Here is a 23,626-nt window from a genome sequence, read left to right on the forward strand (position 1 = left end):
TCCGTGAAGGCCTCCTTGCCTACCCTGAAGGTAGGGAAGGAGGCCTTCACGGACTGCGGGGGCGGGCAAGGGAGTCTGTACCTAAAGGACACTCGCACTTTCCCGCATCTGCGCCGATTTTCCTTCAGCGTGACCGCATTTGCGGAGCCGTTCGCGAGTCACCCCCTGGTGGGGGTTGCCCTGGCAGGCGCTGAGTAGCACGCTCGACTGTGAGTCCGATCACGGTCGCTCCGGGGTCGGTCCGTGACAACCGAATGACCGGCCGCTCCCGAACGACCCCGGACCAGCGCGGGGTTTCTCTTGCTTTTGGAGGCCTGATGCGCATCACCGTCACCGTCGACGGCACCAGCTACACAGACGACGTCGAGCCCCGCACCCTCCTCGTGCACCATCTGCGCGAACGGCTCGGGAAGGTGGGCACCGTGGTCGGCTGTGACACCAGCAACTGCGGCGCCTGCACCGTCCACCTCGACGGGCACAGCGTGAAATCCTGTTCGGTACTCGCGGTCCAGGCCGACGGCTGCGAGGTCACCACGATCGAGGGACTCGCCCGCGACGGCGAACTGCACCCGGTGCAGAAGGCCTTCCACGAGAACCACGCGCTCCAGTGCGGTTTCTGCACTCCCGGCATGATCATGCAGTCGATCGACCTGCTCGCCGACAATCCCGATCCGGACGAGAAGGCGGTCCGCGAAGGACTCGAAGGCAACCTGTGCCGCTGCACGGGTTACCAGAACATCGTCCGCGCGGTGCGCGACGCCGCCCACGAGATGCGGCCCGGTGCCGGGCCCGAAGCCGAGCGGCTCGCTTCGGACACCGCTTCCCGTGTCGGCGCGGGTGGTGAGTGATGACCTCCACGATCGAGCCGGAGGTCGGCAAGTCCCGTCGCCGCAAGGAGGACGAACGCCTCATCACCGGCAGGACCCGCTGGACCGACAACCTGACCCTGCCCGGCATGCTGCACCTCGCGGTGCTCCGCAGCCCGTTCGCGCACGCCAAGATCGTCTCGATCGACGTCACCGAGGCGAAATCCGCGCCCGGCGTGGTCGCGGTCTTCACCGGGAAGGACCTCGACCCCGATGGCGCCATCGGCATGCCGTGCGCGTGGCCGATCACGCCCGATATGAAGTCGCCGAGGCGGCCCATCCTCGCCTCGGACACGGTGAACTTCGCCGGTGAGGGGGTCGCGGTGGTCGTCGCCCGCACCTCGGCCGAAGCGCACGACGCCCTCGAAACGATCGACGTCGACTACGACGAGCTGCCGGTCGTCCTCGGCCTGGAGAACGCGCTCGCCGACGGCGCGCCGCTGGTGCACGAGGATCTCGGCACCAACCAGAACGCGGTCTGGGTCTTCGATTCCGCCGACGCGGGAACGGGTTCCAGCGTCGAGGACGCGATCTCGAATTCCGAGGTCGTGCTCAAGCGGCGGTTCCGCCAGCAGCGGCTGGTGCCGGCGTTCATGGAACCGCGGGCGTGTGTGGTCGACCCGACGGGCAATCAGCTGGTCATGTGGTCGGCCACCCAGGTCCCGCACATCCTCAAGACGATGACCGCGGCCACGCTCGGGCTCCCCGAGCACAAGGTGCGGGTGATCGCGCCCGACGTCGGCGGCGGGTTCGGCGGCAAGATCGCCGTGCTGCCCGAAGAGATGATGTCGACGCTCATCGCCAAGCGGCTCGGCAAACCGGTGAAGTGGAACGAATCCCGTTCGGAGACGATGGTCGCCGCGCACCACGGCCGCGACCAGATCCAGGACATCACCATCACCGCGAACCGCGACGGCACGGTGACCGGCCTCAAGGTCGAACTGCTCGCCGACATGGGCGCGTACCTCGGTCTCGTCGGCCCCGGCGTGCCGATCCTCGGCGCGTTCATGTTCAACGCGATCTACAAGTTCCCGGCGTACCACTTCGCCTGCACCAACGCGTTCACCAACACCACGCTCACCGACGCCTATCGCGGCGCCGGGCGGCCGGAGGCCACGTTCGGGATCGAGCGGATGATGGACGAACTCGCCGTCGAACTGGGCATGGACCCGATGGAGATCCGCGAGAAGAACTGGATCAAGCACGAGGAGTTCCCGTTCACGACGGTGGCCGGGCTGACCTACGACTCGGGCAACTACGAAGCCGCCACCGCCAAGGCCAAGGAACTCTTCGACTACGACGGCCTCCGCCGCGAGCAGAAGGAACGGCGGGATTCGGGCGACCCGGTCCAGCTCGGCATCGGCATCTCGACGTTCACCGAGATGTGCGGTCTCGCGCCGTCGCGGGTGCTCGGCTCGCTGGACTACGCGGCGGGCGGCTGGGAACACGCGGAGATCCGCGTGCTGCCCACCGGCAAGATCGAGGTCATCACCGGCGCCTCCGCGCACGGCCAGGGCCACGAGACGGCGTGGAGCCAGATCGTCGCCGACAAACTCGGTGTCCCGTTCGAGGACATCGAGGTCATCCACGGCGACACCCAGTCCTCGCACAAGGGCATGGACACCTACGGCTCCCGGTCGCTGGTGGTCGGCGGGATCGCGGTGGTCAAGGCGGCGGACAAGGTCCTCGCCAAGGCCAAGCCGATCGCGGCGCATCTGATGGAGTGTTCCGAGGACGACCTCGAATTCTCGGCGGGCAGGTTCTCGGTCAAGGGCACGGATTCCTCGACGTCCATCCAGGACATCGCGTGGGCCGTGTTCTCGGCGCACAACCTGCCGGACGGCGTCGAGCCCTCGCTGGACTCTTCGGACACGTTCGATCCGGAGAACTTCTCGTTCCCGCACGGCACGCATCTGTGCGCGGCCGAGGTCGACACCGAGACCGGGCGCGTGCGGTTGCGCTCCTACGTCTGCGTCGACGACGTCGGCGTGGCCGTCAACCCGCTGATCGTCGAGGGCCAGGTGCACGGCGGGCTCGCGCAGGGCATCGCGCAGGCGTTGTTCGAGGAGGCCGTCCACGACGAAGGCGGCACGCTGACCACCGGGACCTTCGCCGACTACCTGCTCCCGTCGGCGGCGGATCTGCCCAGCTTCACCACCGACCGCACCGAGACCCCGTCGACGACGAACCCGTTGGGCGCCAAGGGAGTCGGGGAGGCGGGCACGATCGCCTCGACCCCGGCGGTGGTCAACGCCGTTGTCGACGCCGTCCGGCACTTCGGGGTGAACGACATCGAAATGCCGTTGACCCCGATGCGGGTCTGGCACGCCATCCAGCACGGGTCGGCCGCCGCGGGCGGGCTGGGCTCCGAAGCGGGTGGCGGTCTCGGTTCGATCGACGCCACCGGAGGTGCCCAGTGATCCCGGCCCCGTTCGACTACGTCGCTCCGTCCACAGTGGACGAAGCGATCAGCGCGCTCGCCGAGGCGGGCGAGGACGCCAAGGTGCTGGCGGGCGGGCAGAGCCTGCTGCCGGTGCTGCGGATGCGGCTCGCCACGCCGACCACGCTGGTCGACCTCGGGAAGGTCGCCGAACTGCGCGGCGTCCGCGAGGACGGCGACGCGGTGGTCATCGGCTCGATGACCACGCATTACGACGTCCAGCGGGACGCGCTGGTCGCCGGGCACGCCGCGTTGCTCAAGGCCGCCACCGACACGGTGGCCGATCCGCAGATCCGCCACCGCGGCACGTTCGGCGGCGCCATCGCGCACGCCGATCCCGCCGGAGACCTGCTCGCCCCCGTGCTCGCGCTCGGCTGCGAACTCGTCGTCGCCGGGCCGGGCGGGCGGCGGACGGTCGCCGCGGCGGACTTCTTCCAGGACATGTTCACCACCGCGCTCGCCGCGGACGAACTCCTGGTCGAGGTCCGGGTGCCGAAGCACACCGGCTGGCACGCCCACTACGAGAAGTTCAACCGGGTCGCGCAGGCGTGGTCGATGGTCGCGGTCGCGGCCTGTGTCCGCACCGAGGCGGGCACCATCGAGGAGGCGCGGGTCGCGCTGACCAACATGGGCTCGACCCCGGTGCGGGCGGCCGGGGTCGAGGCGGCGCTGGTCGGCTGCGCGGCCACCGCCGAGGCGATCCGCGGCGCGGCCGAACGCGCGGCCGAGGGCACGAATCCCACGGCCGACGGCAACTCCGACGTCGAATACCGGCAGCACCTCGCGCGGGTGCTGACCGGCCGGGCGGTCCTCGCCGCGGCAGGTTCCTGAGCACGTCAAGAAGGGAGGTCGGCCCGTGCGGCTCGACCACGAATTCACCGTTTGCGCCCCGGTCGGCGAGGTCTGGAAGGCCCTCATCGACCCGGAACGGGTGGCGCCGTGCATGCCGGGCGCCACCGTCACCGAAGTCGACGGTGACGCCTTCAAGGGCACGGTGAAGGTCAAGCTCGGGCCGATCTCCCTGCTCTACAAGGGAACCGGCCAGTTCGTCGAGAAGGACGCCGACGCGAAGAAGGTGGTGATCAAGGCCGCCGGGAAGGACGCCCGCGGGGCGGGCACGGCGTCGGCGACGGTGACGGTCACCCTGACCGAGAAGGACGGCGTCACCCATGGCGCCGTCGCCACGGAGCTGGCGGTCACCGGTAAACCCGCGCAGTTCGGGCGCGGGATGATCTCCGAGGTCGGCGGCAAGATCCTCGACTCGTTCGCGGAGTGCCTGTCCGGCAAGCTCGCCACCACGCCCGAGCCCGAGTCAGAGAAACCTCCGGAACGCCCGCCGTTGCAGGCGGTCAAGCCGGTGACGGAGGGCGAGGCCATCGACCTGATGGAGTACGCGGGCCAATCCGTGGTCAAACGGGCGGCGCCGGTGCTGGTGGTGCTCGCCGGGGTGCTCCTGGTCGTCGCGATCGTGCGGGCTGTGACGCGGCGGACACAGTGACGTAGAAGGAAATAGTGGCTTCCGCCTGCCGTTGAACCCGGTATGAAGGCGGATCACGAAGTCGACGTGGCGGTGATCGGGGCGGGGCAGGCCGGTCTGTCGGCGGCGTATCACCTGCGCCGCGCGGGATTCGCCAACGAGGCGGGTTTCGTCGTGCTCGACCACGGCAAACGGCCAGGCGGCGCCTGGCAGTACCGCTGGCCGTCGCTGATCGTGGAGAAGGTCCACGGCATCCACGACCTGCCGGGGATGGCCTTCGGCACCCCGGATCCGAAGCTGCCCGCGGCCGAGGTCGTTTCCGACTACTTCGGCCGCTTCGAACGCACCTACGACCTCCCGGTCCACCGGCCCGTCGACGTCCTGTCGGTGAGCGCCGAGTGCGATCGGCTGGTCGTGGCCAGCGTGGCGGAAACCTGGGCCGCGCGCGCGGTGATCAGCGCGACCGGCACCTGGGACCGGCCGTTCTGGCCGCACTATCCGGGGCAGGAGACCTTCCGCGGCCGTCAGCTGCACACCGCCGACTACACCGGCGTCGAGGACTTCCGCGGGAAACGCGTCGTCGTGGTCGGCGGTGGCTCGTCGGCCGTCCAGCTGTTGCTGGAGATCGCGCCGTTCGCGCGCTCGACGCGCTGGGTGACCCGGCGCCCGCCGGTGTGGCGGGACGAGCCGTTCAACGAGAACTGGGGCCGTGAGGCCGTCGCGAAGGTCGATCGGCGTGTCCGCGAGGGCCTGCCGCCGAAGAGCGTCGTCAGCGTGACCGATCTGGCGGTGACGCCCGAGGTACGCGCCGGACTCGACGCGGGGATCCTCGACCGGCACCCGATGTTCCAGCGGATCACGCCGGACGGCGTGGAGTGGGCGGACGGCACCTTCGAGCCGGCCGACGTCATCCTGTGGGCCACCGGGTTCCGCGCCGCGATCGACCATCTCGCGCCGCTGCGCCTGCGGGCGGCAGGCGGGGGCATCCGGATGGACGGCACCCGCGTCGTCGCCGAACCGAGGCTGCACCTCGTCGGCTACGGCCCTTCCGCGAGCACCGTCGGCGCGAACCGGGCGGGCCGCGCGGCCGTCACCGAGATCCGGCGCCTGCTCGGACGCTGAGGTCGCGGGCCCGTATTTGACCGATCGTTACAAAACGTGGCATGCTGCGGCCATGCCCCGCCCCAAGGGATTCGATCCCACCGAAGTGCTCGATGCCGCCGTCAGTACCTTCTGGCGCAAGGGATACGCGGCCACGTCGGCCCAGGATCTGGTCGACGGCACCGGGCTGGGCCGGGGGAGCCTGTACAACACGTTCTCGGGCAAGCGGCAGCTGTTCAGCGAGGCGCTGCGCCGGTACGAGGAGACGACGGCCGTCCGCATCGAGGAGATGCTGGCCGCGCCGGAGTCCATCCGGGCTCGGGTCAGGCGTGTCCTGATGGACGTCGCCGACGACGAGCTGGACACTTCGGCCGCGCATCGCGGCTGCCTCGCCGTCAACGCCGCCATCGAGCTCGGCGGGATCGACGACGAGGTCACCGCCCGCGTCCGCCACGACTTCGAACGGGTGGAGAACGCCTTCCACGCCGCCTTCGCCGCCGCGAGGGAGGCGGGCGAGATCGGCCCGGACCGGGACCCGCGGGCGCTGGCGCGGTTCACGCTCGCCGCGATGTACGGCCTGCGGGTGCTGGGAAAGACCGCGGACCGGCAGGCGCTCACCCAGATCGTCGAAACCACCGTCCAGGCGTTGTGAGATTTCCTGATTCTTTAACGAACATTCCACTACTGGCAGGGAGCAAGCCAAGTCATGACGAAGACCGTCGCGGTGCTCGGCACCGGAATCATCGGTGCCCCGGTCGCCCGCAACCTGAGCAAGGCCGGGTTCGAGGTACGTGCCTGGAACCGCACCCCGGCCAAGGCCGAAGCCCTGTCCGGGGACGGCGTCCGGGTCGCGGCGAGCGCCGCGGAAGCCGTGGAGGGCGCGCCGGTCGTGCTCACGGTCCTCACCGACGGCCCGGCGGTACTGGAGGCGATCCGCGCGGCCGGTCCCGCCGCCGGAACGATCTGGCTCCAGCTCAGCACCGTCGGCGACGCGGTCGACGAACTGGCCGCATACGCGGACGAGCACGGCCTCGTCTTCGTCGACGCACCGGTGCAGGGCACCCGCCAGCCCGCCGAGCTGGGCCAGCTGATCGTCCTGGCGGCGGGCATCGCCGAGGCACGCGAGACCGTCCAGCCGCTGTTCGACGCCATCGGCAAGCGCACGCTGTGGGTCGGCGAAGACGGCCGCACCGGCGCGGCGAGCAGGCTCAAACTGGTGCTGAACACGTGGGTGATCGCGCTGACCCACGGTGTCGGCGAAGCACTCTCGCTGGCCGAAGGGCTCGGTGTCGACCCGCGGCATTTCGTCGACGTCGTCACCGGCGGCCCGATGGACAACGGCTACTTCCAGGCGAAATCCACCGCGATCCTCGCGAACGACTACACCACCGCCTTCTCGGTCGACAACGCCGAGAAGGACTCCCGGCTGGTACTGGAGGCCGCGGCCCGCGCGGGTGTCCGGCTGGACGCCGTCGAGGCCGGACGAACCCGCTTCGCCCGCGCGTCCGCGGCCGGACACGGTGCGGAAGACATGGCGGCCGGGTACTTCGCCAGCTTCATGAAGTGAGTCAGGCCGTCAGGTAACCGCCACTCGCGTCGACGTCGGTCCCGGTCACCGCGCTCGAATCCGGGGAGCTGAGCCACATCACCACGGTCGCCATCTCCTCCGGCCGTACGATGCGCTTGATCGGATAGTCCTGCGCGATCTGTTCGTAGGTCAGGCCGAAGGCCTCCGCGGCGCGGCGGAGCATCGGGGTGTCCACGGCGCCCGGAGCGAACGCGTTGACCCGGATGTTCTTGTTCGCGTACTCGAGTGCCGCGACCTTGGTCAGCGACGTGACGCCGTGCTTGCTCGCGTTGTAGGGCGCGATGGTGGCGAACCCGACCTCCGCGGAGATCGAGGCGGTGTTGACGATGACGCCACCACCCTGCGCGAGCATCCGCGGGATCTCGTACTTCATCCCGAGGAAGACCCCGGCCGTGTTGGTGCGCCAGACGTCCTCCAGCTCGGCCAGGGTCTGCTCGGCCAGCGGCACCGCGCGCGGGCTTTCGATCCCCGCGTTGTTGACGGCGATGTCCAAGCGGCCGTAACGGCGCACGCACTGGTCGACCAGACCGCGCACGTCGGACTCCACCCGGACGTCCGCGCGGCGGAAGGTCGCCTCGCCGCCCCGCGCCCGGATTCCGGCCGCGACCTCCTGGCCGAGCTTTTCGCGGCGGCCACAGAAGAACACCTTCGCACCCTCGTCCGCCATCGCCCGCGCCGTGGCGGCACCGATACCCGAGGTCGCGCCGGTGATCAGTACGACTTTGCCGTCGAACCGGCCTCGTGACCGTTCCGCGGCGGTGGCCGCGCCGGTCGGTGCCATGGCCGTCGCCGCGAGCCCCAAGGCACCCGCGGTCAGCACTCGCCTGCGTGAGGTATCCATCGCTCAGCCCTCGGCGAGACGGTCGGGAATCCGTGCCAGCGGATACCGCCGCCAGAAGAAGGCGTCGGCGGCGTGCTGGTCGGAGGCGAAGTTGATCGCCTCGGCGATCCGCTTGCCCTGGATGCGATAGGCGAGCACCCAGGTGATGTCGAGCCCGGCGGGCGCGGTGCTCCAGCCGCGGTGCAGATCGACCACCCAGTCGCCGTCCGCGGCGAGGTACAGCACGTCCGCGCGGAATCCCGCGCGGGCGAGCTCGCCGAAGAAGGCGATCACCTCGTCCGCGCCGGTCTTGGTCCCGGCGAGCGGATGGTGTCCCGGGATCGTCCACCGGATGTCCGGTGTGAAGAACTGCTTGAGGGCGTTGAGATCGCCGGAGCCGTAAGCCTCGTAGTAACGGCGGATCAGCGCGACGTTGGGGTGCTCCCGGGTCCGCTCCGGCACGGCGGAGGCGGTCCCGCCGGTCAGGGACGTGGCCAGTAGCGCGGCGGCGCCGGCCCCGCCTGTTCGCAGGAACGTCGCCCGGTCGATCGGTGTCCTTCGGTCTTCCACGGTCTTTTCCCTCCAGAAGTGGCTGCCGTCCACGCAATCACCGGAACCTCACGGCGGTCCAATGCCCGTACCCATACGTTCTGGGCATCGGGGAGGATCGGGACATGGATGTCGACACGAGGGTGCTGCGCTACTTCGTCGCCGTCGCGGAACATCTGAGCTTCACCAGGGCCGCCGAAGCCTTGTTCGTCACGCAGCCGTCGCTGAGCCGCCAGATCCGGCAACTGGAGTCCCGGCTCGGCACGGACCTGTTCACCCGGGGGAACTCGGAGATCCGGCTGACCGCAGCCGGTGAGGTACTCCTGCCCGCCGCGCGCCGTCTTCTCGCCGACTGGCAGCTCACCGGCCGTCTCGTGCGCACGGCCGCCGCGGCCGCGGGCAACGTGCTGCGGGTCGGCTTCGTCGCGACCGGCGGTGGTCCGCTCGCCCGGCGGGCGCGGACCCTGTTCACCGAACGCCACACCGACGCGACCATCGAACCGAAGCGGTTCGACTGGGGTGGTGAGGCGCAGGCCTTACGTGACGGACTCGCGGACATCGCGTTCGTCTGGCTACCCGCCGATCTGACCGGTTTGCACGCCGAAGTCGTCGCGACCGAACGGAGATGGGTCGCCATGAACGCGTCACATCCCTTGTCGGCCAAGGAAGAAGTCGTCATCCACGATCTCCGCGACGCGCCTTTGCTGTGGACCCGCAACGCTCCGCCCGAGTGGGTCGACTGGTGGGCGGTCAACCCGCGTCCCGACGGCTCGGCCCCGAACTGGGGACCGGAGAACGGCAACGTGGAGGAGATGCTCGAACTCGTCGCCACCACCGACGCGGTCTGCATCTCGCCCGAGTCGATGGCGAGGTTCTACGCGCATCCGGAGCTGGTGTGGCGGCCGATCGCCGACATCGAACCACTGCGGATCGCACTGGCTTGGCCGAAGGAGAGCACCGGCCCGCTGGTGGGAGCGTTCGTGCGGGCGGTGCGTCTCGTCAGCTCTTCAAGTACCTGACCTGTCCGGCTTTGCCCTCCTCGAAGTCTCCACGTCCGGAAAGGTGTTCCGGGACGCCGACTTCCCACCAGGCACCGGCTTCGGTCCACGCGTCCGGCCGGGTGCGCACCACGACCACCGCCGGCCGGTGTTCGGCCACCGCGGCTTCCCGTGCCCTCGCGTACGCCGCCCGCACGTCGTCCACAGTGGACGCCGTGAACACCGCGCACCCCAGCGACTCCGCGTGCCGCGCGAAGTCGACCCGAGGGGGAGTGGTGTGCGCGCTCCGGCAGTCATCGAGGAAGTTGTTGAACGGCTTGCCGCCCTGCCCCTCCTGTAGCCGGGCGATGACCGCGTAGCCGTCGTTGTCGCAGACCACCGCCACGAAGGGATGCCCGGCGAAGGCGGCCGAGAACAGTTCGGAGTTCAGCATCAGGTACGAACCGTCGCCCAGCATCGTGGTGACCAGGCCCTCGGTGTGCGCCATCGCCGCACCCCAGGCACCCGCCAGTTCGTAGCCCATGCACGAGAACCCGTACTCGACGTCCATGCCGATCGAGCCCGAACCGCGCCAGCCGCCGATCAGTTCGCCCGGCATCCCGCCGGACGCGGTCATCACGTAGTCGTGCGGTTCGGAGAGGTCGTTGACCGCACCGACGACCTGGGCGTACGTCGGCACCTCGCCGGAAGCGGCACGCAGGGTGTCGATATGCGCGTCCCAACGGGTGCGCTCCGCCGAGGCGCGCTCCGTCCACAGTGGATCGACCTGCCAGTTTTCGAGCTGGGCGGACAGATCCACGAGACCCGCGTCGGCGTCGCCCACGACGGCCAGCGCACCGTGCTTGACCGCGTCGAACCGGGCGGCGTTCAGCGTGATCAGCCGGACGTCCGGGGAGAACACCGTCCAGGACGCCGTGGTGAAGTCCTGCAGGCGCGTGCCGACGGCCAGCACGACGTCGGACTCGGCGGCCAGCACGTTCGCCGACGTCGAGCCGGTGACCCCGAGCGGACCTGCGTGCAGCGGATGGCCGTGCGGGACCAGGGTGCGCCCCGCCGTGGTTTCGGTGACCGGGATGCCGTGCCGTTCGGCGAAGGCCAGCGCCCGCGCGCCCGCGCCGGAATACCGGACGCCGCCGCCGAGTACCAGCAACGGTTTCCGCGCCGCCCGGAGCAGGCCCGCCGCTTCGGTGAGCGCCCGGCGATCGGGCCGCGGGCGCTGCGGGCGATGGGTCACCGGCGCGAACAAAGCGTCCGGGAAGTCGTAGGTCTCCGCCTGGACGTCCTGGGGGAGCGCCAGCGTCACCGGCCCCGCGTCCGCCGGATCGGTCAGCACCCTGGCGACCTGCGGCAGCGTCGAAAGCAACTGCTCCGGCCGGGTGATCCGGTCGAAATACCGGCTCACCGCGCGGAAGGCGTCGTTGACCGTGGCCGTCGGATCGCCGAAATGCTCCACCTGCTGCAACACCGGATCCGGGGCGCGGCTGGTGAAGGTGTCGCCGGGGAGCAGCAGTACCGGCAACCGGTTCGCGTGCGCGACCCCGGCCGCGGTGACCATGTTCAGCGCGCCGGGACCGATCGACGACGTCACCACGCCGACCTGCCGCCGGTGCGTCGCCTTGGCGTAGCCGACCGCCGCGAGCGCCATGCCCTGCTCGGTCTGCCCTCGCCACACGGGGAGTACGTCGCGGTGCTCCTCCAGCGCTGTGCCGAGACCGAGGACGTTGCCGTGCCCGAAGATCGCGAACACCCCGGGGAACAATGGGACCTCCCGCCCGTCCAGGGTTTCCGACCGCTGCGCCAGCAGCCAGCGCACGAGGGCCTGTGCCGTGGTCAGCCTCATGAGACCCGCCCTTCGTGGCTCGTGACCGGGCAACGCGGATCGAGCTCCTGGTCGTTCCACGTGTCGCGGACCCAGCCGTGCGCGGGGTCGTCGCAGAAGGCCATCGACCGTTCGGCGGCGGGCCCGGCCAGGACGTTCAGGTAGTACATCGGATAGCCGGGCGCGGCGACGCAGGGACCGTGGTAGCCGCGCGGGATCAGGAAGACGTCGCCGTCCCGGACCGCGACGTCCTCGTCCAGTTCACCGTCGGCGGTGTACGTCCGGTGCAGGCCGAACCCTTCGCGCGAAGGGGTCACGCCGTCGCGGCCCGCGATACGGAAGTAGTAGATCTCCTCGTTGACGACCTCGCATTCGGACGCCTCGTCGTGTTTGTGCGGCGGGTACGACGACCAGTTGCCGCCGGGGGTGATCAGCTCGCAGGCGTTCAGCTTGTCCGCGTGGTCCCAGACACCGGGTACTCCGAAGTTGGTGACCTGCCTGGTCGCCTGTCCCGCGCCGCGCACCTCCACCGGCACGTTCTCGGCCGGTCCGTAGCGCGGTTCGAGGCGGCGTGTGCAGCGGGCCATCGGCAGGGCGACCTCGATCCCCGCGACTGTCGACAACTCGACTTCGGCGTCCCTTGGCACATAGGCGAAATCCGTGACGCGGGCGAACACGGAATCCCGTCCGGCGAGGGCGAAGACCTGCCCGTCGACCCGGACGGTGCACGCGCCGGACAGGGGCAGGACGAATGCTTCGTACTCGCCCGTGCGAACCACCCTGGACTCCCCGGCGGCCAGCGAGAGAACCCGCAGGCCACTGTAGTCCCAGCCCGCCGAATCCGGGGTGAGCCGGACCGGGTCCCGCTCGTCCGAAAGCGTCCCGAGTGGACGGTGCAGCTTGCTCACAGCAACTCCTCGATCTCGTCGGCGGTGGGCATGGCGTCGGCGCAGGCGAGCCGGGAAGCGACGAGCGCGCCCGCCGTGTTGGCGTAGGTGGCGATGCGCACCGGATCCCAGCCGGACAGCAGACCGTGGATCAGCGCGCCACCGAAACCGTCCCCGGCGCCGAGCCCGCAGACGACCTCGACCCGCTGGGGCGGCACGGTCCAGCGGCCCTCGGCGGTGGCCACCAGCACCCCGTCCGCGCCTTTCTTGATCACCGCCAGCTCGACACCCCTGGCCAGCATCCGGGACGCGGCCTCGTCGGGGTCCGCCGTGCCGACGGCGACCTCCACCTCGGTGCGGTTGCCGACGGCGACCGTGACGTGGTCGAGCATCCAGCTGATCTCTTCGTGCGCCGTCTCGGTGTCCGGCCAGAACATCGGCCGGAAGTCGAGGTCCAGCACGGTGTGCGACCGGCGTCCGCGCCGTTCGAGCATCTTGCGCTGGGTGCCGCGCGCCGGCTCGACGGAGACACCGGTGCCGGTGACCCACAGCAGCGGAACGGATTCCACGACGTCCCACGGGACGTCGTTCTCGGTGATGGTCAGGTCCGGGGCGATGGGGGACCGGTAGAACAGCAGCGGTGGATCCGCGGGCGGGTCCAGCGCGCAGAACACCACCGGCGTCTGCAATCCGGCCGACGTCCCGACGTGCTCGGGGGAGACGCCGAACTCCCGCAGCGCCTGCCGCACGTACTCGCCGAAGCCGTCCGGGCCGACCTTCGTCAGCACCGACGTCGAGCGGCCGAGGCGCGCGGCGGCGACCGCGACGTTGGTCGCGGTGCCGCCGAGCGACTTGGCGAAGGTGCTGACCCCGGCCAGCGGCACGCCGCTCTGTTCGGGGTAGAGGTCCACCCCGACCCGGCCGACGGTCAGTGCTTCGAGAGCGGTCATGAAGGGGACTCCGCGGCTCGCAATTCGTGTTCGAGGGCTTCCAGTTCCGCGCCGCCCGCCATCTGCCGGGTCAGCTCGGCCAGATCGATCTCGGACTTCTCGTACGCGCCGAGCGACGCGCCCCGTTTGAGCAACAGGAAGCGATCGGCCACCGGATACGCGTGATGCGGATTGTGCGTGATCAGCACGACGCCGAGCCCTCGGTCACGGGCCTGTGCGACGTACTTGAGCACGACGCCCGCCTGCTTGACCCCCAGCGCCGCCGTCGGCTCGTCGAGGATCAGGACCTTCGCCCCGAAGTACACGGCCCGTGCGATGGCGACGCACTGCCGCTCGCCACCGGACAGCGTGCCGACCGGCTGCTCGACGTCACGCAGGTCGATGCCCATGTCGGACAACGCCTTCTTGGTCGTCTCGCGACCCTTCTTCCGGTCGAGCGCGCGGAACGGGCCGAAGCCGACCGTCGGTTCGGAGCCGAGGAAGAAGTTCCGCCAGACGCTCATCAGCGGGACGACCGCGAGATCCTGGTACACCGTCGCGATTCCGCGATCGAGCGCCTCACGCGGCGAAGCGAACTTCACCGGCTCACCTTCGACCAGGAACTCGCCCTTGTCGTGCTGGTGGACCCCGGCGAGGATCTTGATCAGGGTGGATTTGCCCGCGCCGTTGTCGCCGAGGACGCAGGTGACCTCGCCCGCGTCGACCACGGTGGAGACGTCGCGCAACGCGATCACGCTGCCGTAGGTCTTGCCGACGTCCTTGACCTCGAGAAGACGACTCATCGCCGCACCCTTTCCGCGCGCCGCCGGAAGGCGTTGTTGACCAGGACCGCGGACAGCAGCATGACCCCGAGGAACAGCATGAACCAGTCGCTGTCCCAGCGGGCGAACACGATGCCCTGCCGCGCCATCCCGAAGATCAGCGCGCCGATCGCGGCGCCGATCGCCGAACCGAACCCGCCGGTGAGCAGGCAGCCGCCGATGACGGCCGCGATGATGTACTGGAACTCCAGCCCGATGCCCTGGTTCGCCTGGACGCTCGCGAACCGCAGGATGTTGATCGAGCCGACCAGCCACGCGGCGAGCGCGGTGGTCATGAACAGCAGGATCTTGGTGCGCACCACCGGGACCCCGACCGCGCGCGAACTCTGCGCGGAGCCGCCGACGGCGAAGATCCAGTTGCCGAAGCGGGTCCGCACCAGCAGCCAGGCCGCCAGCACGGCGAACCCGATCCACCAGACGATGGAGATCTGGAACGCGGTCCCGCCGACGTCCACTGTGGACGCGAAGACGAAGCCGGCGGATTCGTAGCCGTCGGCCGAGCGCATCCCGGACACCTGGACGGTGCCGGTGACCAGGCGGGTCACCCCGAGGTTGAGCCCCTGCAGCGCCAGGAAGGTGCCCAGGGTGACGATGAAGCTGGGCAGCCCGGTGCGCATCACCAGCCAGCCGTTGAACGCGCCCACCGCGAGAGCGAAGACCAGCGACGCGAACAGCGCGAGCCAGACGTTCCAGCCGGCCTGAGTCGCCAGCGTCGCGGTGACGAGCGCGGTGGACGCCGTCATCACGCCCGCCGACAGATCGAACTCGCCGCCGATCATCAGCAGGGACACCGCGACCGCCATGATGCCGAGCGTCGAGGCGTCGTCGAGCCAGGTCGCCACGCCGCTGCCGCTGAAGAACTGGTCGGTGACGAGGGTGAAGAACAGGAAGACGACGACGGCGCCGAGGAGCGCGCCGATCTCGGGGCGGACGACCAGCCTGTCGAGCAGGCGGGGTTTCGCGATCCGTTCGTCGAGCATGGTGGTGGTCATCGCGTGCCCCTTTGCACGTACTTGCCGACGGTGTCCACAGTGGATTTGTCGACCAGGTCGGGCCCGGTGAGCACCGGCTTCCCGCCGCCGACGACGTTCGCGTTGTCCCGGTAGAGCTTGAGGAACTGCACCGGGAGATAGCCCTGCTCGTACTGCTGCTGGTCGACCGCGAACACCACGTCGCCCGCCTTGATCGCGCCGACCACGTCGGTGTTGAGGTCGAACGTGCCGACCTGGGCCGCCGAGCCGACCGCCTTGATCGCGCTCACCGCCCGCGCCGCGACCTGGGAGTTCAACGTCAGAACGGCGTCGAGGGTGGAGTCGGTCTGCACCGCGCCCCTGATCCGGGATTCGGCGTCGGTGGGGTTGCTGATGTCGACCTGAAGGGTCTGCACGTCGCCCGCGAAGCCGGTCTTGGCGCCGTCGCACCGCTGCGCCTGCCCGACGTTGCCCGCTTCGTGGACCACGCAGAGCAGCTTCTTCTTACCCAGTTCACGGAATTTCTTCCCGGCTTCCTCGCCGGCGATGGTCTCGTTCTGCCCGACGTGGGTGAGCGCGCCGTAGCCCGCGCTCTTGTCCTCGCCGGAGTTGATGGTGATGACCGGGATCCCGGCGCGGACCGCGTTCTCGATCGAGGTCTTGAGCGCCTCCGGGTTCGCCATCGACACCACCAGCCCGCCGACCCGCTGGGCGACCGCGTTGTCGATCAGCTTGGCCTGGTTACCGGGGTCTCCGTCGGAGTTGTACTCGACCTGGACGTCGAGCTGCCTGCCCGCCTCCTCGGCGCCGTTCTTGACCACGTTCCAGAACGCGTCGCCCGCCGTGCCGTGCGAGATGACCGCGACCCGCAGCGGCCCGCTGGGCTCCGCCGTCTCCGGGCCCGCGCCCGCGGCGGGTTTCACCTCGGCCTTCGGCCCGGTGCACGCGGACAGGAGCAACAGCCCCGCCACGAGCGCCAAAGCCGCTTTCAAGCGATGGGACATCGTCGTCTCTCCTCGCTTCTTCCGTTACCTGGCAGCCGGGAGCCGGCTGACGATTCCGTCGAGATGCGCCAGGCTCCTGGCGACATCCCGCTTCGGCAGATCCTCCGGGCTCCCCTCGCTCAGCGCGGTGTCCTGTTCGAGCACGTACCACCCGTCGTAGCCCGCCTCGTGGACGGACCTGACCATCGTTTCGATGTCGACGTCCCCGTCGCCGAGGGGGACATACAGACCTTTGCCCACGGCTTCGGCGTAGGGAAGCCTGCCGGCGCGGACGTCTTCGGCGAGCTCGCCGCGCACGTCCTTGAGATGCAGATGCCCGACCCGTCCGGGGTATCGCTTCGCCAGCGCGACCGGATCGGTCCCGCCGATCAGGAGATGGCCGGTGTCCAGGCACAGGGGGAGAGTGGAATCGGCGAGGAAGCGCTCGACCTCTTCTTCGGTTTCCGCGTGCGTCCCGACGTGAGGGTGCAGCACGGTGCGAAGGCCATGGCGTGCGGCGATTTCCTCGATCTCGCCTGAGGTTTCGACGAGGGTCGTCCATTCGGTTTCGCTCAGCTTCGGCCGGTCGTCGTAGCCGTCGAGTCCGGTGGCGGCGGCGAGTACGAGCACGTCGCCACCGCAGGCCGCGAACAGCGCCGCGGACTCCTCGGCCGCGGCCAACGCGGCTGCGGGATCCTCGTGCAGCACCACGGCGAGGAAACCGCCGACCAGTTCCAGCTCGTATCCGCCGAGAAGTTCACGCAGCGCGGCCGGGTCACGCGGCAGATAGCCGGGCGGGCCGAGCTCGGTGGCGCGCACCCCCAGCTCCGCCATTTCGCCCAGCACGGTCTCCGCGTCGAGCACGCGGCCCCAGCCGGGGACTTCGCAGACGCCCCAGGAGATCGGGGCGGCGGCGATGCGGATCCGGGGTGTCGTGGCTGTCATCGGCGGCCTCCGGGAGATCGATTAGAGCGCTCTATTGATTAGAGCGCTCTAATCATGTAGTGTCCGTCACAGTAAAGTCAAGGGCACGGGCGGTCAAGAAACAGGGGGACAGTGGAAAATGGCGCGACCGACGATGGAGGACGTCGCCGCGAAGGCGGGGGTGTCCCGCGCGCTCGTGTCGCTGGTGATGCGGAACGCGCCGAACGTCTCCGACGAACGGCGCACGCGAGTGCTGTGCGCGGCGCACGAACTGGGTTACGAACCGCACGCGATGGCCAGGTCGCTGGCGAGCCGGACGTCGACCGTCCTCGGCGTGATGGTTTCCGACCTTCGCAACGCTTTCTTCGCCGACGTCGTCGAAGGGCTGGACGCGGCGGCCGAAGCGGCCGGGTTCCACCTGATCCTCAACACCGGTGGCCGCAGTCCCGCGCGCGAGCGTGCCGCGCTGAAGAGCCTGCTGTCCTTCCGGCCGGCCGGGGTGATCCTGCTGTCACCGGTGGTCCCCGCTTCGGCGATCGAGGAAGCGGCCGCGCAAGGTCCCGTCGTCCTGGTGTCGCGCACTTCGCGCGCCGCGGGGGTGGACACGGTGAACGACGACGGCGAGGCCGGGTCCGCGCTCGCCGTCGATCATCTGGTTTCGCTGGGGCATCGAAGGATCGCCCATCTGGACGGTGGGCTCGCGGCCGGTGCGGCGGCCCGGCGGCGGGGTTACCAGCAGGCCATGCGGCGGCATCGGCTGCATCCGATCATCGTGCACAGCGAGCATACGGACACCGCCGGGGAGAAGGCCGTGCACGAACTGCTCAGCGACCCTCCGATGGCCGGAATGCCGACGGCCCTGGTGGCGGGCAACGACTTCAACGCCGTCGGCGCGATCTCCGCACTCGAAGAGGTGGGCCTGCGCGTACCGGAGGATGTTTCCGTGGTCGGCTACGACAACACCTCGCTCGCCGCGCTGCGCCATGTCTCACTGACCACTGTGGACCAGCCGCGCACGGAAATGGGCAGGCTGGCCGTCGAAGCGCTGCTCGAACGGATCCGCGGCGAACGCGCCGAACCGGTCCGGCATCTGCTGCACCCGTCGCTGGTGGTCCGTTCGACCACCGCCGCTCCAGAAAGGTAACCACATGAGGTTGGGACTCGCCGGCACCGGCCGGATCGGCACTTCGCACGCCGAGACCTTGAAGAGCTTCGACGAGGTTTCCTCCGTGGTCGTCGCCGACGTCGACGCCGCCCGTGCCCAGGCCGCCGCGGCGAAGCTCGGCGTCGAAGCGGCGGCGGACATCCCCTCGCTTTTCGCGTCCTCTTTGGACGGTCTGGTGATCGCCGCGGCGACGGACGCCCATCCGGAGCTGATCCTCAAGGCGGTGGACGCGGGCATCCCGGTGTTCTGCGAGAAGCCGGTCGCCGCCGACATCCCGGGAACGCTCGCGGTGATCGACAAGATCGCCGGTGCCGACGTCCCGGTGCAGATCGGTTTCCAGCGCAGGTTCGACGCGGGTTACGCGGCGGCACGGGCGGCGGTGGCGTCCGGCGAACTCGGCTGGCTGCACACCTTGCGCGCGACCACGCTCGACCCGGCACCGCCGCCCGCCGAGTACGTCGCGCACTCCGGCGGCCTGTTCCGCGACTGCGGGGTGCACGACTTCGACGTCGTCCGGTTCGTGAGCGGCCGCGAGGTCGTCGAGGTCTACGCGGTCGGCGCCAACAAGGGCGAGCGGTTCTTCGCCGACGCAGGTGACGTCGACACCGCGGCCGCGACGCTGACGCTCGACGACGGGACGCTGGCGGTGGTTTCGCTGACGCGCTACAACGGCGCGGGCTACGACGTCCGGCTGGAAGTCCTCGGCTCGGCGGGCAACGCCGTGGTGGGCCTGGACGACCGCGCGCCACTGACGTCGGTGGAACCCGGCGTCCAGCCGTTGCCCGGCCCGGCCTACCCCGGCTTCATGGAACGCTTCCGCCCCGCGTACATCAGCGAGCTGAAGGCGTTCCTCGATGTCGCCGCCGGTCGCGCGCCGAGCCCGTGCGGCGCGGCGGACGCGCTGGAGGCTTTCTACATCGCCGAGGCCTGCGAGGTCTCGCGCCGCGAACGGCGCCCGGTCCGCGTGGACGAGGTCCGCGTCTGAACGACCGACACGCGTGACTGGATGGACGACACGCGCGTGGCCGGGCTCGAAGTGAGTCGGCTTTCTGATCACGCGTGTCGTCCGTCCAATCACGCGAGACGTCCACTCGCGCGCCCCGGCGGTACATCCCTGAGACACGGTCGGCTCTAGCGACCCCGAAGAAGTCACGAGTGCTTGCCGCCGGTGCCACGTGCGAAGGTCGAGTTTCCTCAGCCGAGCACTCACGGCCGTGTCGCGAAAGCCACTTTCGGGACATCCAACGTCCCGAAAGTGGCTTTCGCGACACGGGCCGGGCCGACCTCGCCGCATTCGCCCGCACGGACTCACCGCGTTAAGCGAAGGCAGGTTCCTGCCATGAACGGTCCGCCATGGGCCGGTTTTCGCTACGGTGACCGCGAACCACGACAGGCGGCCGGTTCGTGCCGCCGAACGCGCGAGGAGTGCGGATGCAGCCGAATCCACCGCAGCCCGGCTTTCCGCAGTCCGGTCAGCCGGCGCCGAGCGGACCTCCGCCGTGGGGCCGGACGGCGCGGCCCAAGCCGAGGGCCAACCCGCCGGCCGCGGTGACGGCCGGCGTCCTCGCGTTGCTCGCCGCCGCCATGCTCGTCTGGTTCGCGCTCTACAACGTCGTCGTCGCCGCGGAGGCGGACGGTCGCCCGCCGGGCATCACGGTGCAGAACATGGCCAGCGGCGTCATCTCCGCCGTGGTCCTGGTGATCGCGGCGGCGTTCACGTTCGCCCGCCGGATTCCCGGCGCCTGGATCCTGTGCGGGCTTTGCCTGTTCTACGTGCTGGCGGTCTTCGTGGGGGCGCCCCTGGTGTGGGGCACGCCGTTCGGCGCTCAGGCGAAGTGGCTCTTCAGCTTCGACGACGGCGACAGCACCGCCATGGCACTGACGATCATCCTCGCTGTCCTGACGGCGATCGCGGCGGCGATCGCCGCCAGTGTGAAGTCGTACGACACCAACGACTAAAGCTCGTCCAGGATCAGCTTCGCGCGTTCCTCGACGAGCCGGTAGCCGGAGCGCGCGGCGAGTTCCAGTGCCAGTTCGCCGTGAGTCCGGGCCTCCGCGAGCTTTCCCAGCTTCAGCAGGGTTTCCGCGAGCCCGGTCCGGGCGGCGGCTTCGCACCAGAAGAAGCTGGTCGTCCGCGCGATGGACAACGCGAGCAGGTAGTGCTCCACGGCTTCCTCGGGCCTGCCGAGCCGCAGGCAGACCTCGCCGAGCCCCACGAGCGTCCAGGCCTCGGTGCCCCGGTCGCCGATCTTGCGGGTGAGTTCGACGGCTTCGAGCGCGTCCGCGTGGTTCTGCTCGCCCGGGTCGCGCCTGCTTTCGAGCACGGCCCTGCCGGACAGCGCCGTCGCCTCGCCGTAGGTGTAGCCCAGCTCGCGGTTGGCCGCGAGCGCCCGGGTGTAGAAGTCGTAGGCATCGTCGAGGAGGCCGAGGTCGCGGTGCACGTTGCCGAGGTCGACCAGCAGCACCGCGACGCTGAACCGGGCGCCGTCGCGTTCGGAGACCGCGAGCGCGCGGGTGAAGTTGGCGAGCGCCTCGTCGAGCTGACCCGTCTGCCAGTACGGGAAACCGAGGTTCGCCAGCGCCATCGAGACGGCGGGCATGTTCAGTTCTTCGCACAGCCGCAGGGATTCCAGCCCGCAGCGGATCGCCTCCTGCGGGTCGCCGAGCCGCTGGTGCACCGCGCTCAGATTGTTGAGCACGGCCGCGCGGCCGGCGTCCCAGCCGTCCAGGAGATCGCCGCGCAGGGCGCTGGTGAGGTGTTCGCGCGCTTCGTCGTAGCGGCCGCTGTTGACGCAGGCCAGCGCGATGCTCAAGTGCATCGCGGCCTGGGCCTGTCCGGCGCCGCTGCGGCGGGCGGCCTTGAGCGCGGTCGAGGCCGTGTCGATCCATTCCGCGTGATGCCCGCGCTGGTGGAAGAAGGCGCGGAGCGCGTCGGCGAGATGCCACGAGAACTCGGGCGGGCCGTGTTCGGCGCTGTGCTCGACGGCGGCGGCGAGGTTCGGCCACTCGGCGTCCAGCCAGGCCAGCGCCTCTTCGGTGTCGGCGAAGGGTTTGTCCGCCGGTTCTTCGCGCGGCAGGCGCAGGAAGTGCGGGATGAGGACACGTCCCGCGGCGTCGGCGGTGCTCAGGTAGCTCTCGAAGAGCCGCCTCTCCGCGGCGTCACGGTCGGCCTTCGAGTCCTCCGAGAGCGTGCGTCCCGCCGCGAAACTGCGGAGAAGATCGTGGAACCGGTAGCGCCCCGGGGTGTAGCGCTCGACCAGATGCGCCGCCGCGAGCGCCTTGAGTTGCTGGTTCGCCTTCGAGTGCGCGACACCGGTCAGCGCCTGTGCCGCGGGAGCGGTGAACGTCTGGCCCGGGACGAGCGCGAGACGGCGGAACAGCTCCCGGTGCTCCGCGGGAAGCGCCCGATAGGAGACACCGAACGCCGTGGTCACGGCACTTTCCTCGGCGCCGTCGACGGTCAGCTCCGCCAGCGGGTCACCGCCTGCCAGCTCGCGGGCGAGTTCGGCGATCTCGGGTTCGCCGCTGGCGCCGAGGTTGGCCGCCGCGATCCGCAGGGCGAGCGGGAGATGCCCGCACAGCCGCGCCAGTTCGGCGGCCGCGACGGCCTCGGCGGCGACGGTTTCGCTGCCCAGCACGGCTTCCAGCAGATGCCGCGCGTCCTCGGCGGGCAGGACGGACAGCGGGAGCGCGCGGGCGCCGGTGCGGGCGATCAGGTCGCCGAGCCGCTGGCGGCTGGTGACCAGGACGGTGCCGGAAGGCGGCAGCAGCGGGAGCACCTGGCCGCTGTCGCGCACGTTGTCGAGCACCAGCAGCACCCGGCGGTCGGCGAGGAGGGACCGGAGCAACGCGGCCCGCGTGTCGGTGTCCGGCGGGATCGCCTTGGGCGCGGTGCCGAGCGCCTGCAGGAGCTGGGTGAGCGCGACGGCCGGAGTGAGCGGTTCGTGGTCGGGGTCGAAACCACGCAGGTCGAGATAGAGCTGGCCGTCGGGGAACGAGTCTCGGACGCGGTGGGCCCAGCGGACGGCGAGCGCGGTCTTGCCGACCCCGGCGGTCCCGCTGATGACCCAGATGTCGGTGCCCTCGCCCGGGTTCCGGGTCGCCTCGTCGAGCCGTCCCAGCTCGGCCGCCCGTCCGGCGAACCCCCGGACGTCGTGCGGCAGCTGGGCCGGGCGGACCGGCTCGGGCCGGGTCGCGGGTTCCAGCGCGGGATCGGCGCCGAGGATGGCGGATTCCAGCCGCCGCAGCTCCGGCGAGGGATCGAGACCAAGCTCGGTGCCGAGCCGGCTCCGCAGTGCGCGGAAGGCTTCGAGGGCGTCGTCGGTGCGGCCTTCGCGGTGCAGCGCGAGCATGAGCTGTCCGACGAACCGCTGGCGCAGGGGATGCGCGGCGACCAGTTCGGTCAGCTCCGCGAGGACCTGCCTGCCGCGGCCGAGCCGCAGCTGCGCTTCGGCACGATCCTCCAGCGCGGTCCAGCGTGCTTCGTGCATACCGCCGCGGAGCCGCTGGGCGACCTCGCCGCTCACCACGTCGGACAACGCCTCGCCGCGCCACAAACCGAGCGCCTCGTCCAAAAGCTCGACGGCGGTCTCGTCGTCGGCGTCGCGGGCCTGCGCGGTCAGCTCGGTGAAGCGGTGCAGGTCGACCTGGCGCGGGTCGACCTTGAGCAGGTACCGGGTCCCCTCGGAGACGATCTCCGGCCCGCCCGCGCCGCGGAACACCGCACGCAGCCTGGACACCAGCGCTTGAACGGTGTTCCGGGCACTGGCCGGGGGTTCTTCGGGCCAGAGCAGGTCGATGATGCGGTCGCGCGGTACCGGTTTGCCCGCCTCCAGCAGCAGAACCGCCAGCACGAGCCGTTGTTTGGGCGAGCCGAGATCGACCGGAACGCCGTCGGCCCACGCCTCGACGGCGCCGAGGACGCGGAACTCCACGCGGCCACCTCCGCTCACCCTCGTCAGAGCCTGCAAGCGTAGTGCAAGCGCCCTGCATCCGGACGGCGTGATGCTTGCCCACGTGTCCACCGAGGACCCGTCGCCGGAACCGTGCCCAACCAACCAGACGGGCAGGACCCCCCATTCGGTTCCGGTACGACGGTGGGCACCTTCGCTTGCACAGGCACCGCCGATCTGAAGGCGGTGGGGGTTGGGGGTAGTGCCAGCTCGACGTCTTCCCCCGTGTCGTCGAACTGGCGCTTCTTCTTACTGGGGCTGGGGTTTTCCGTGTAGGCCCCCTTGAGGGATCCAGAGTCCCTCAAGGGGGCCTTC

21 protein-coding genes are annotated in these 23,626 nt (G+C 70.1%); 11 read left to right on the plus strand and 10 right to left on the minus strand.

Going from position 1 to position 23,626, the window contains the following annotated elements; all coding sequences use genetic code 11:
- The first annotated feature begins 317 nt into the window (after positions 1-317).
- From ACXIZN_RS01795 to ACXIZN_RS01825, 7 genes are read left to right on the plus strand one after another with little or no spacing between them, the layout of a single operon-like run.
- The gene (locus ACXIZN_RS01795) at positions 318-848 is read left to right on the plus strand and encodes a (2Fe-2S)-binding protein (protein WP_016336316.1); all 531 of its coding nucleotides are present in this window, start codon (positions 318-320) and stop codon (positions 846-848) included.
- Positions 848-3,286 carry a xanthine dehydrogenase family protein molybdopterin-binding subunit gene (locus tag ACXIZN_RS01800; protein WP_457952156.1) on the plus strand — a complete coding sequence of 813 codons (2,439 nt, stop codon included), beginning with the start codon at positions 848-850 and terminating at the stop codon, positions 3,284-3,286. Before ACXIZN_RS01795 ends, ACXIZN_RS01800 begins: the two co-directional genes overlap by 1 nt.
- On the plus strand, positions 3,283-4,137 hold the full coding sequence (locus ACXIZN_RS01805; protein ID WP_457952157.1) for an FAD binding domain-containing protein: 855 nt from the start codon (positions 3,283-3,285) through the stop codon (positions 4,135-4,137). The genes ACXIZN_RS01800 and ACXIZN_RS01805 overlap by 4 nt, the downstream gene beginning before the upstream one ends.
- Positions 4,138-4,162: 25 nt before the next feature.
- Positions 4,163-4,804, plus strand: a complete 642-nt coding sequence (locus ACXIZN_RS01810; protein WP_457952159.1) for an SRPBCC family protein — start codon at positions 4,163-4,165, stop codon at positions 4,802-4,804.
- A gap of 42 nt (positions 4,805-4,846) precedes the next feature.
- A complete protein-coding gene (locus ACXIZN_RS01815; protein WP_457952161.1) occupies positions 4,847-5,905 on the plus strand; it encodes an NAD(P)-binding domain-containing protein in 1,059 nt (352 codons plus the stop codon).
- 52 nt (positions 5,906-5,957) lie between these two features.
- A complete protein-coding gene (locus ACXIZN_RS01820) occupies positions 5,958-6,536 on the plus strand; it encodes a TetR/AcrR family transcriptional regulator (protein WP_457952163.1) in 579 nt (192 codons plus the stop codon).
- A 54-nt stretch (positions 6,537-6,590) separates the two neighbouring features.
- Positions 6,591-7,451: an NAD(P)-dependent oxidoreductase gene (locus tag ACXIZN_RS01825; protein ID WP_457952164.1), complete on the plus strand. Its 861-nt coding sequence runs from the start codon at positions 6,591-6,593 to the stop codon at positions 7,449-7,451.
- 1 nt (position 7,452) lies between these two features.
- Here the strand turns inward: ACXIZN_RS01825 and ACXIZN_RS01830 are convergent, their stop codons facing one another.
- Together ACXIZN_RS01830 and ACXIZN_RS01835 are read right to left on the minus strand one after the other, a co-directional pair.
- Positions 7,453-8,313: an SDR family NAD(P)-dependent oxidoreductase gene (locus tag ACXIZN_RS01830; RefSeq protein WP_457952165.1), complete on the minus strand. Its 861-nt coding sequence runs from the start codon at positions 8,311-8,313 to the stop codon at positions 7,453-7,455.
- Positions 8,314-8,316: 3 nt separating this feature from the next.
- Positions 8,317-8,862 (minus strand): nuclear transport factor 2 family protein, encoded by a 546-nt coding sequence (locus tag ACXIZN_RS01835; protein WP_457952166.1) that lies wholly within the window; start codon positions 8,860-8,862, stop codon positions 8,317-8,319.
- 104 nt (positions 8,863-8,966) lie between these two features.
- Between ACXIZN_RS01835 and ACXIZN_RS01840 the strand changes: the two genes are divergently transcribed.
- Positions 8,967-9,860 (plus strand): LysR family transcriptional regulator, encoded by an 894-nt coding sequence (locus ACXIZN_RS01840; RefSeq protein ID WP_457952168.1) that lies wholly within the window; start codon positions 8,967-8,969, stop codon positions 9,858-9,860.
- Here the strand turns inward: ACXIZN_RS01840 and iolD are convergent.
- The 7 genes from iolD to ACXIZN_RS01875 are packed head-to-tail and all read right to left on the minus strand — an operon-like array spanning position 9,841 to position 17,215.
- Positions 9,841-11,679: a 3D-(3,5/4)-trihydroxycyclohexane-1,2-dione acylhydrolase (decyclizing) gene (gene iolD, locus ACXIZN_RS01845; protein WP_457952170.1), complete on the minus strand. Its 1,839-nt coding sequence runs from the start codon at positions 11,677-11,679 to the stop codon at positions 9,841-9,843. The genes ACXIZN_RS01840 and iolD overlap by 20 nt on opposite strands.
- Positions 11,676-12,566, minus strand: a complete 891-nt coding sequence (gene iolB / locus ACXIZN_RS01850; protein WP_457952172.1) for a 5-deoxy-glucuronate isomerase — start codon at positions 12,564-12,566, stop codon at positions 11,676-11,678. Before iolB ends, iolD begins: the two co-directional genes overlap by 4 nt.
- Positions 12,563-13,495: a 5-dehydro-2-deoxygluconokinase gene (gene iolC / locus ACXIZN_RS01855; RefSeq protein ID WP_457952174.1), complete on the minus strand. Its 933-nt coding sequence runs from the start codon at positions 13,493-13,495 to the stop codon at positions 12,563-12,565. The genes iolB and iolC overlap by 4 nt, the downstream gene beginning before the upstream one ends.
- A complete protein-coding gene (locus ACXIZN_RS01860) occupies positions 13,492-14,277 on the minus strand; it encodes an ATP-binding cassette domain-containing protein (RefSeq protein ID WP_257485143.1) in 786 nt (261 codons plus the stop codon). The genes iolC and ACXIZN_RS01860 overlap by 4 nt, the downstream gene beginning before the upstream one ends.
- Positions 14,274-15,308, minus strand: coding sequence for an ABC transporter permease (locus tag ACXIZN_RS01865; RefSeq protein WP_457952176.1), 1,035 nt, complete (start codon positions 15,306-15,308; stop codon positions 14,274-14,276). The genes ACXIZN_RS01860 and ACXIZN_RS01865 overlap by 4 nt, the downstream gene beginning before the upstream one ends.
- Positions 15,305-16,291 carry a sugar ABC transporter substrate-binding protein gene (locus tag ACXIZN_RS01870; protein ID WP_457952177.1) on the minus strand — a complete coding sequence of 329 codons (987 nt, stop codon included), beginning with the start codon at positions 16,289-16,291 and terminating at the stop codon, positions 15,305-15,307. Before ACXIZN_RS01870 ends, ACXIZN_RS01865 begins: the two co-directional genes overlap by 4 nt.
- Before the next feature lie 24 nt (positions 16,292-16,315).
- Positions 16,316-17,215, minus strand: coding sequence for a sugar phosphate isomerase/epimerase family protein (locus ACXIZN_RS01875; protein WP_457952179.1), 900 nt, complete (start codon positions 17,213-17,215; stop codon positions 16,316-16,318).
- Positions 17,216-17,333: 118 nt separating this feature from the next.
- Between ACXIZN_RS01875 and ACXIZN_RS01880 the strand changes: the two genes are divergently transcribed.
- The 3 genes from ACXIZN_RS01880 (at position 17,334) to ACXIZN_RS01890 (ending at position 20,318) form a co-directional block, all read left to right on the plus strand.
- A complete protein-coding gene (locus tag ACXIZN_RS01880) occupies positions 17,334-18,338 on the plus strand; it encodes a LacI family DNA-binding transcriptional regulator (protein ID WP_192742680.1) in 1,005 nt (334 codons plus the stop codon).
- Between the two features lie 4 nt (positions 18,339-18,342).
- Complete coding sequence (locus ACXIZN_RS01885; RefSeq protein WP_457952181.1) at positions 18,343-19,344, plus strand: Gfo/Idh/MocA family protein; 1,002 nt, start codon at positions 18,343-18,345, stop codon at positions 19,342-19,344.
- A 446-nt stretch (positions 19,345-19,790) separates the two neighbouring features.
- A complete protein-coding gene (locus tag ACXIZN_RS01890; RefSeq protein WP_457952182.1) occupies positions 19,791-20,318 on the plus strand; it encodes a hypothetical protein in 528 nt (175 codons plus the stop codon).
- Here the strand turns inward: ACXIZN_RS01890 and ACXIZN_RS01895 are convergent.
- Positions 20,315-23,293 carry a BTAD domain-containing putative transcriptional regulator gene (locus tag ACXIZN_RS01895; protein WP_457952184.1) on the minus strand — a complete coding sequence of 993 codons (2,979 nt, stop codon included), beginning with the start codon at positions 23,291-23,293 and terminating at the stop codon, positions 20,315-20,317. The two genes, ACXIZN_RS01890 and ACXIZN_RS01895, sit on opposite strands and share 4 nt — an antisense overlap.
- Positions 23,294-23,626 lie beyond the last annotated feature (333 nt).

It is taken from the genome of Amycolatopsis sp. TRM77291 (assembly GCF_054166285.1).

What these genes read in the sequence shown, in the direction of transcription:
- ACXIZN_RS01795 (WP_016336316.1), top strand. Translation starts at nt 318, where the DNA reads ATGCGCATCACCGTCACCGTCGACGGCACCAGCTACACAGACGACGTC.
- ACXIZN_RS01800 (WP_457952156.1), top strand. Translation starts at nt 848, where the DNA reads ATGACCTCCACGATCGAGCCGGAGGTCGGCAAGTCCCGTCGCCGCAAG.
- ACXIZN_RS01815 (WP_457952161.1), top strand. Translation starts at nt 4,847, where the DNA reads ATGAAGGCGGATCACGAAGTCGACGTGGCGGTGATCGGGGCGGGGCAG.
- ACXIZN_RS01820 (WP_457952163.1), top strand. Translation starts at nt 5,958, where the DNA reads ATGCCCCGCCCCAAGGGATTCGATCCCACCGAAGTGCTCGATGCCGCC.
- ACXIZN_RS01825 (WP_457952164.1), top strand. Translation starts at nt 6,591, where the DNA reads ATGACGAAGACCGTCGCGGTGCTCGGCACCGGAATCATCGGTGCCCCG.
- ACXIZN_RS01830 (WP_457952165.1), bottom strand. Translation starts at nt 8,313, where the DNA reads ATGGATACCTCACGCAGGCGAGTGCTGACCGCGGGTGCCTTGGGGCTC.
- ACXIZN_RS01840 (WP_457952168.1), top strand. Translation starts at nt 8,967, where the DNA reads ATGGATGTCGACACGAGGGTGCTGCGCTACTTCGTCGCCGTCGCGGAA.
- iolD (WP_457952170.1), bottom strand. Translation starts at nt 11,679, where the DNA reads ATGAGGCTGACCACGGCACAGGCCCTCGTGCGCTGGCTGCTGGCGCAG.
- iolC (WP_457952174.1), bottom strand. Translation starts at nt 13,495, where the DNA reads ATGACCGCTCTCGAAGCACTGACCGTCGGCCGGGTCGGGGTGGACCTC.
- ACXIZN_RS01860 (WP_257485143.1), bottom strand. Translation starts at nt 14,277, where the DNA reads ATGAGTCGTCTTCTCGAGGTCAAGGACGTCGGCAAGACCTACGGCAGC.
- ACXIZN_RS01865 (WP_457952176.1), bottom strand. Translation starts at nt 15,308, where the DNA reads ATGACCACCACCATGCTCGACGAACGGATCGCGAAACCCCGCCTGCTC.
- ACXIZN_RS01870 (WP_457952177.1), bottom strand. Translation starts at nt 16,291, where the DNA reads ATGTCCCATCGCTTGAAAGCGGCTTTGGCGCTCGTGGCGGGGCTGTTG.
- ACXIZN_RS01875 (WP_457952179.1), bottom strand. Translation starts at nt 17,215, where the DNA reads ATGACAGCCACGACACCCCGGATCCGCATCGCCGCCGCCCCGATCTCC.
- ACXIZN_RS01880 (WP_192742680.1), top strand. Translation starts at nt 17,334, where the DNA reads ATGGCGCGACCGACGATGGAGGACGTCGCCGCGAAGGCGGGGGTGTCC.
- ACXIZN_RS01885 (WP_457952181.1), top strand. Translation starts at nt 18,343, where the DNA reads ATGAGGTTGGGACTCGCCGGCACCGGCCGGATCGGCACTTCGCACGCC.
- ACXIZN_RS01890 (WP_457952182.1), top strand. Translation starts at nt 19,791, where the DNA reads ATGCAGCCGAATCCACCGCAGCCCGGCTTTCCGCAGTCCGGTCAGCCG.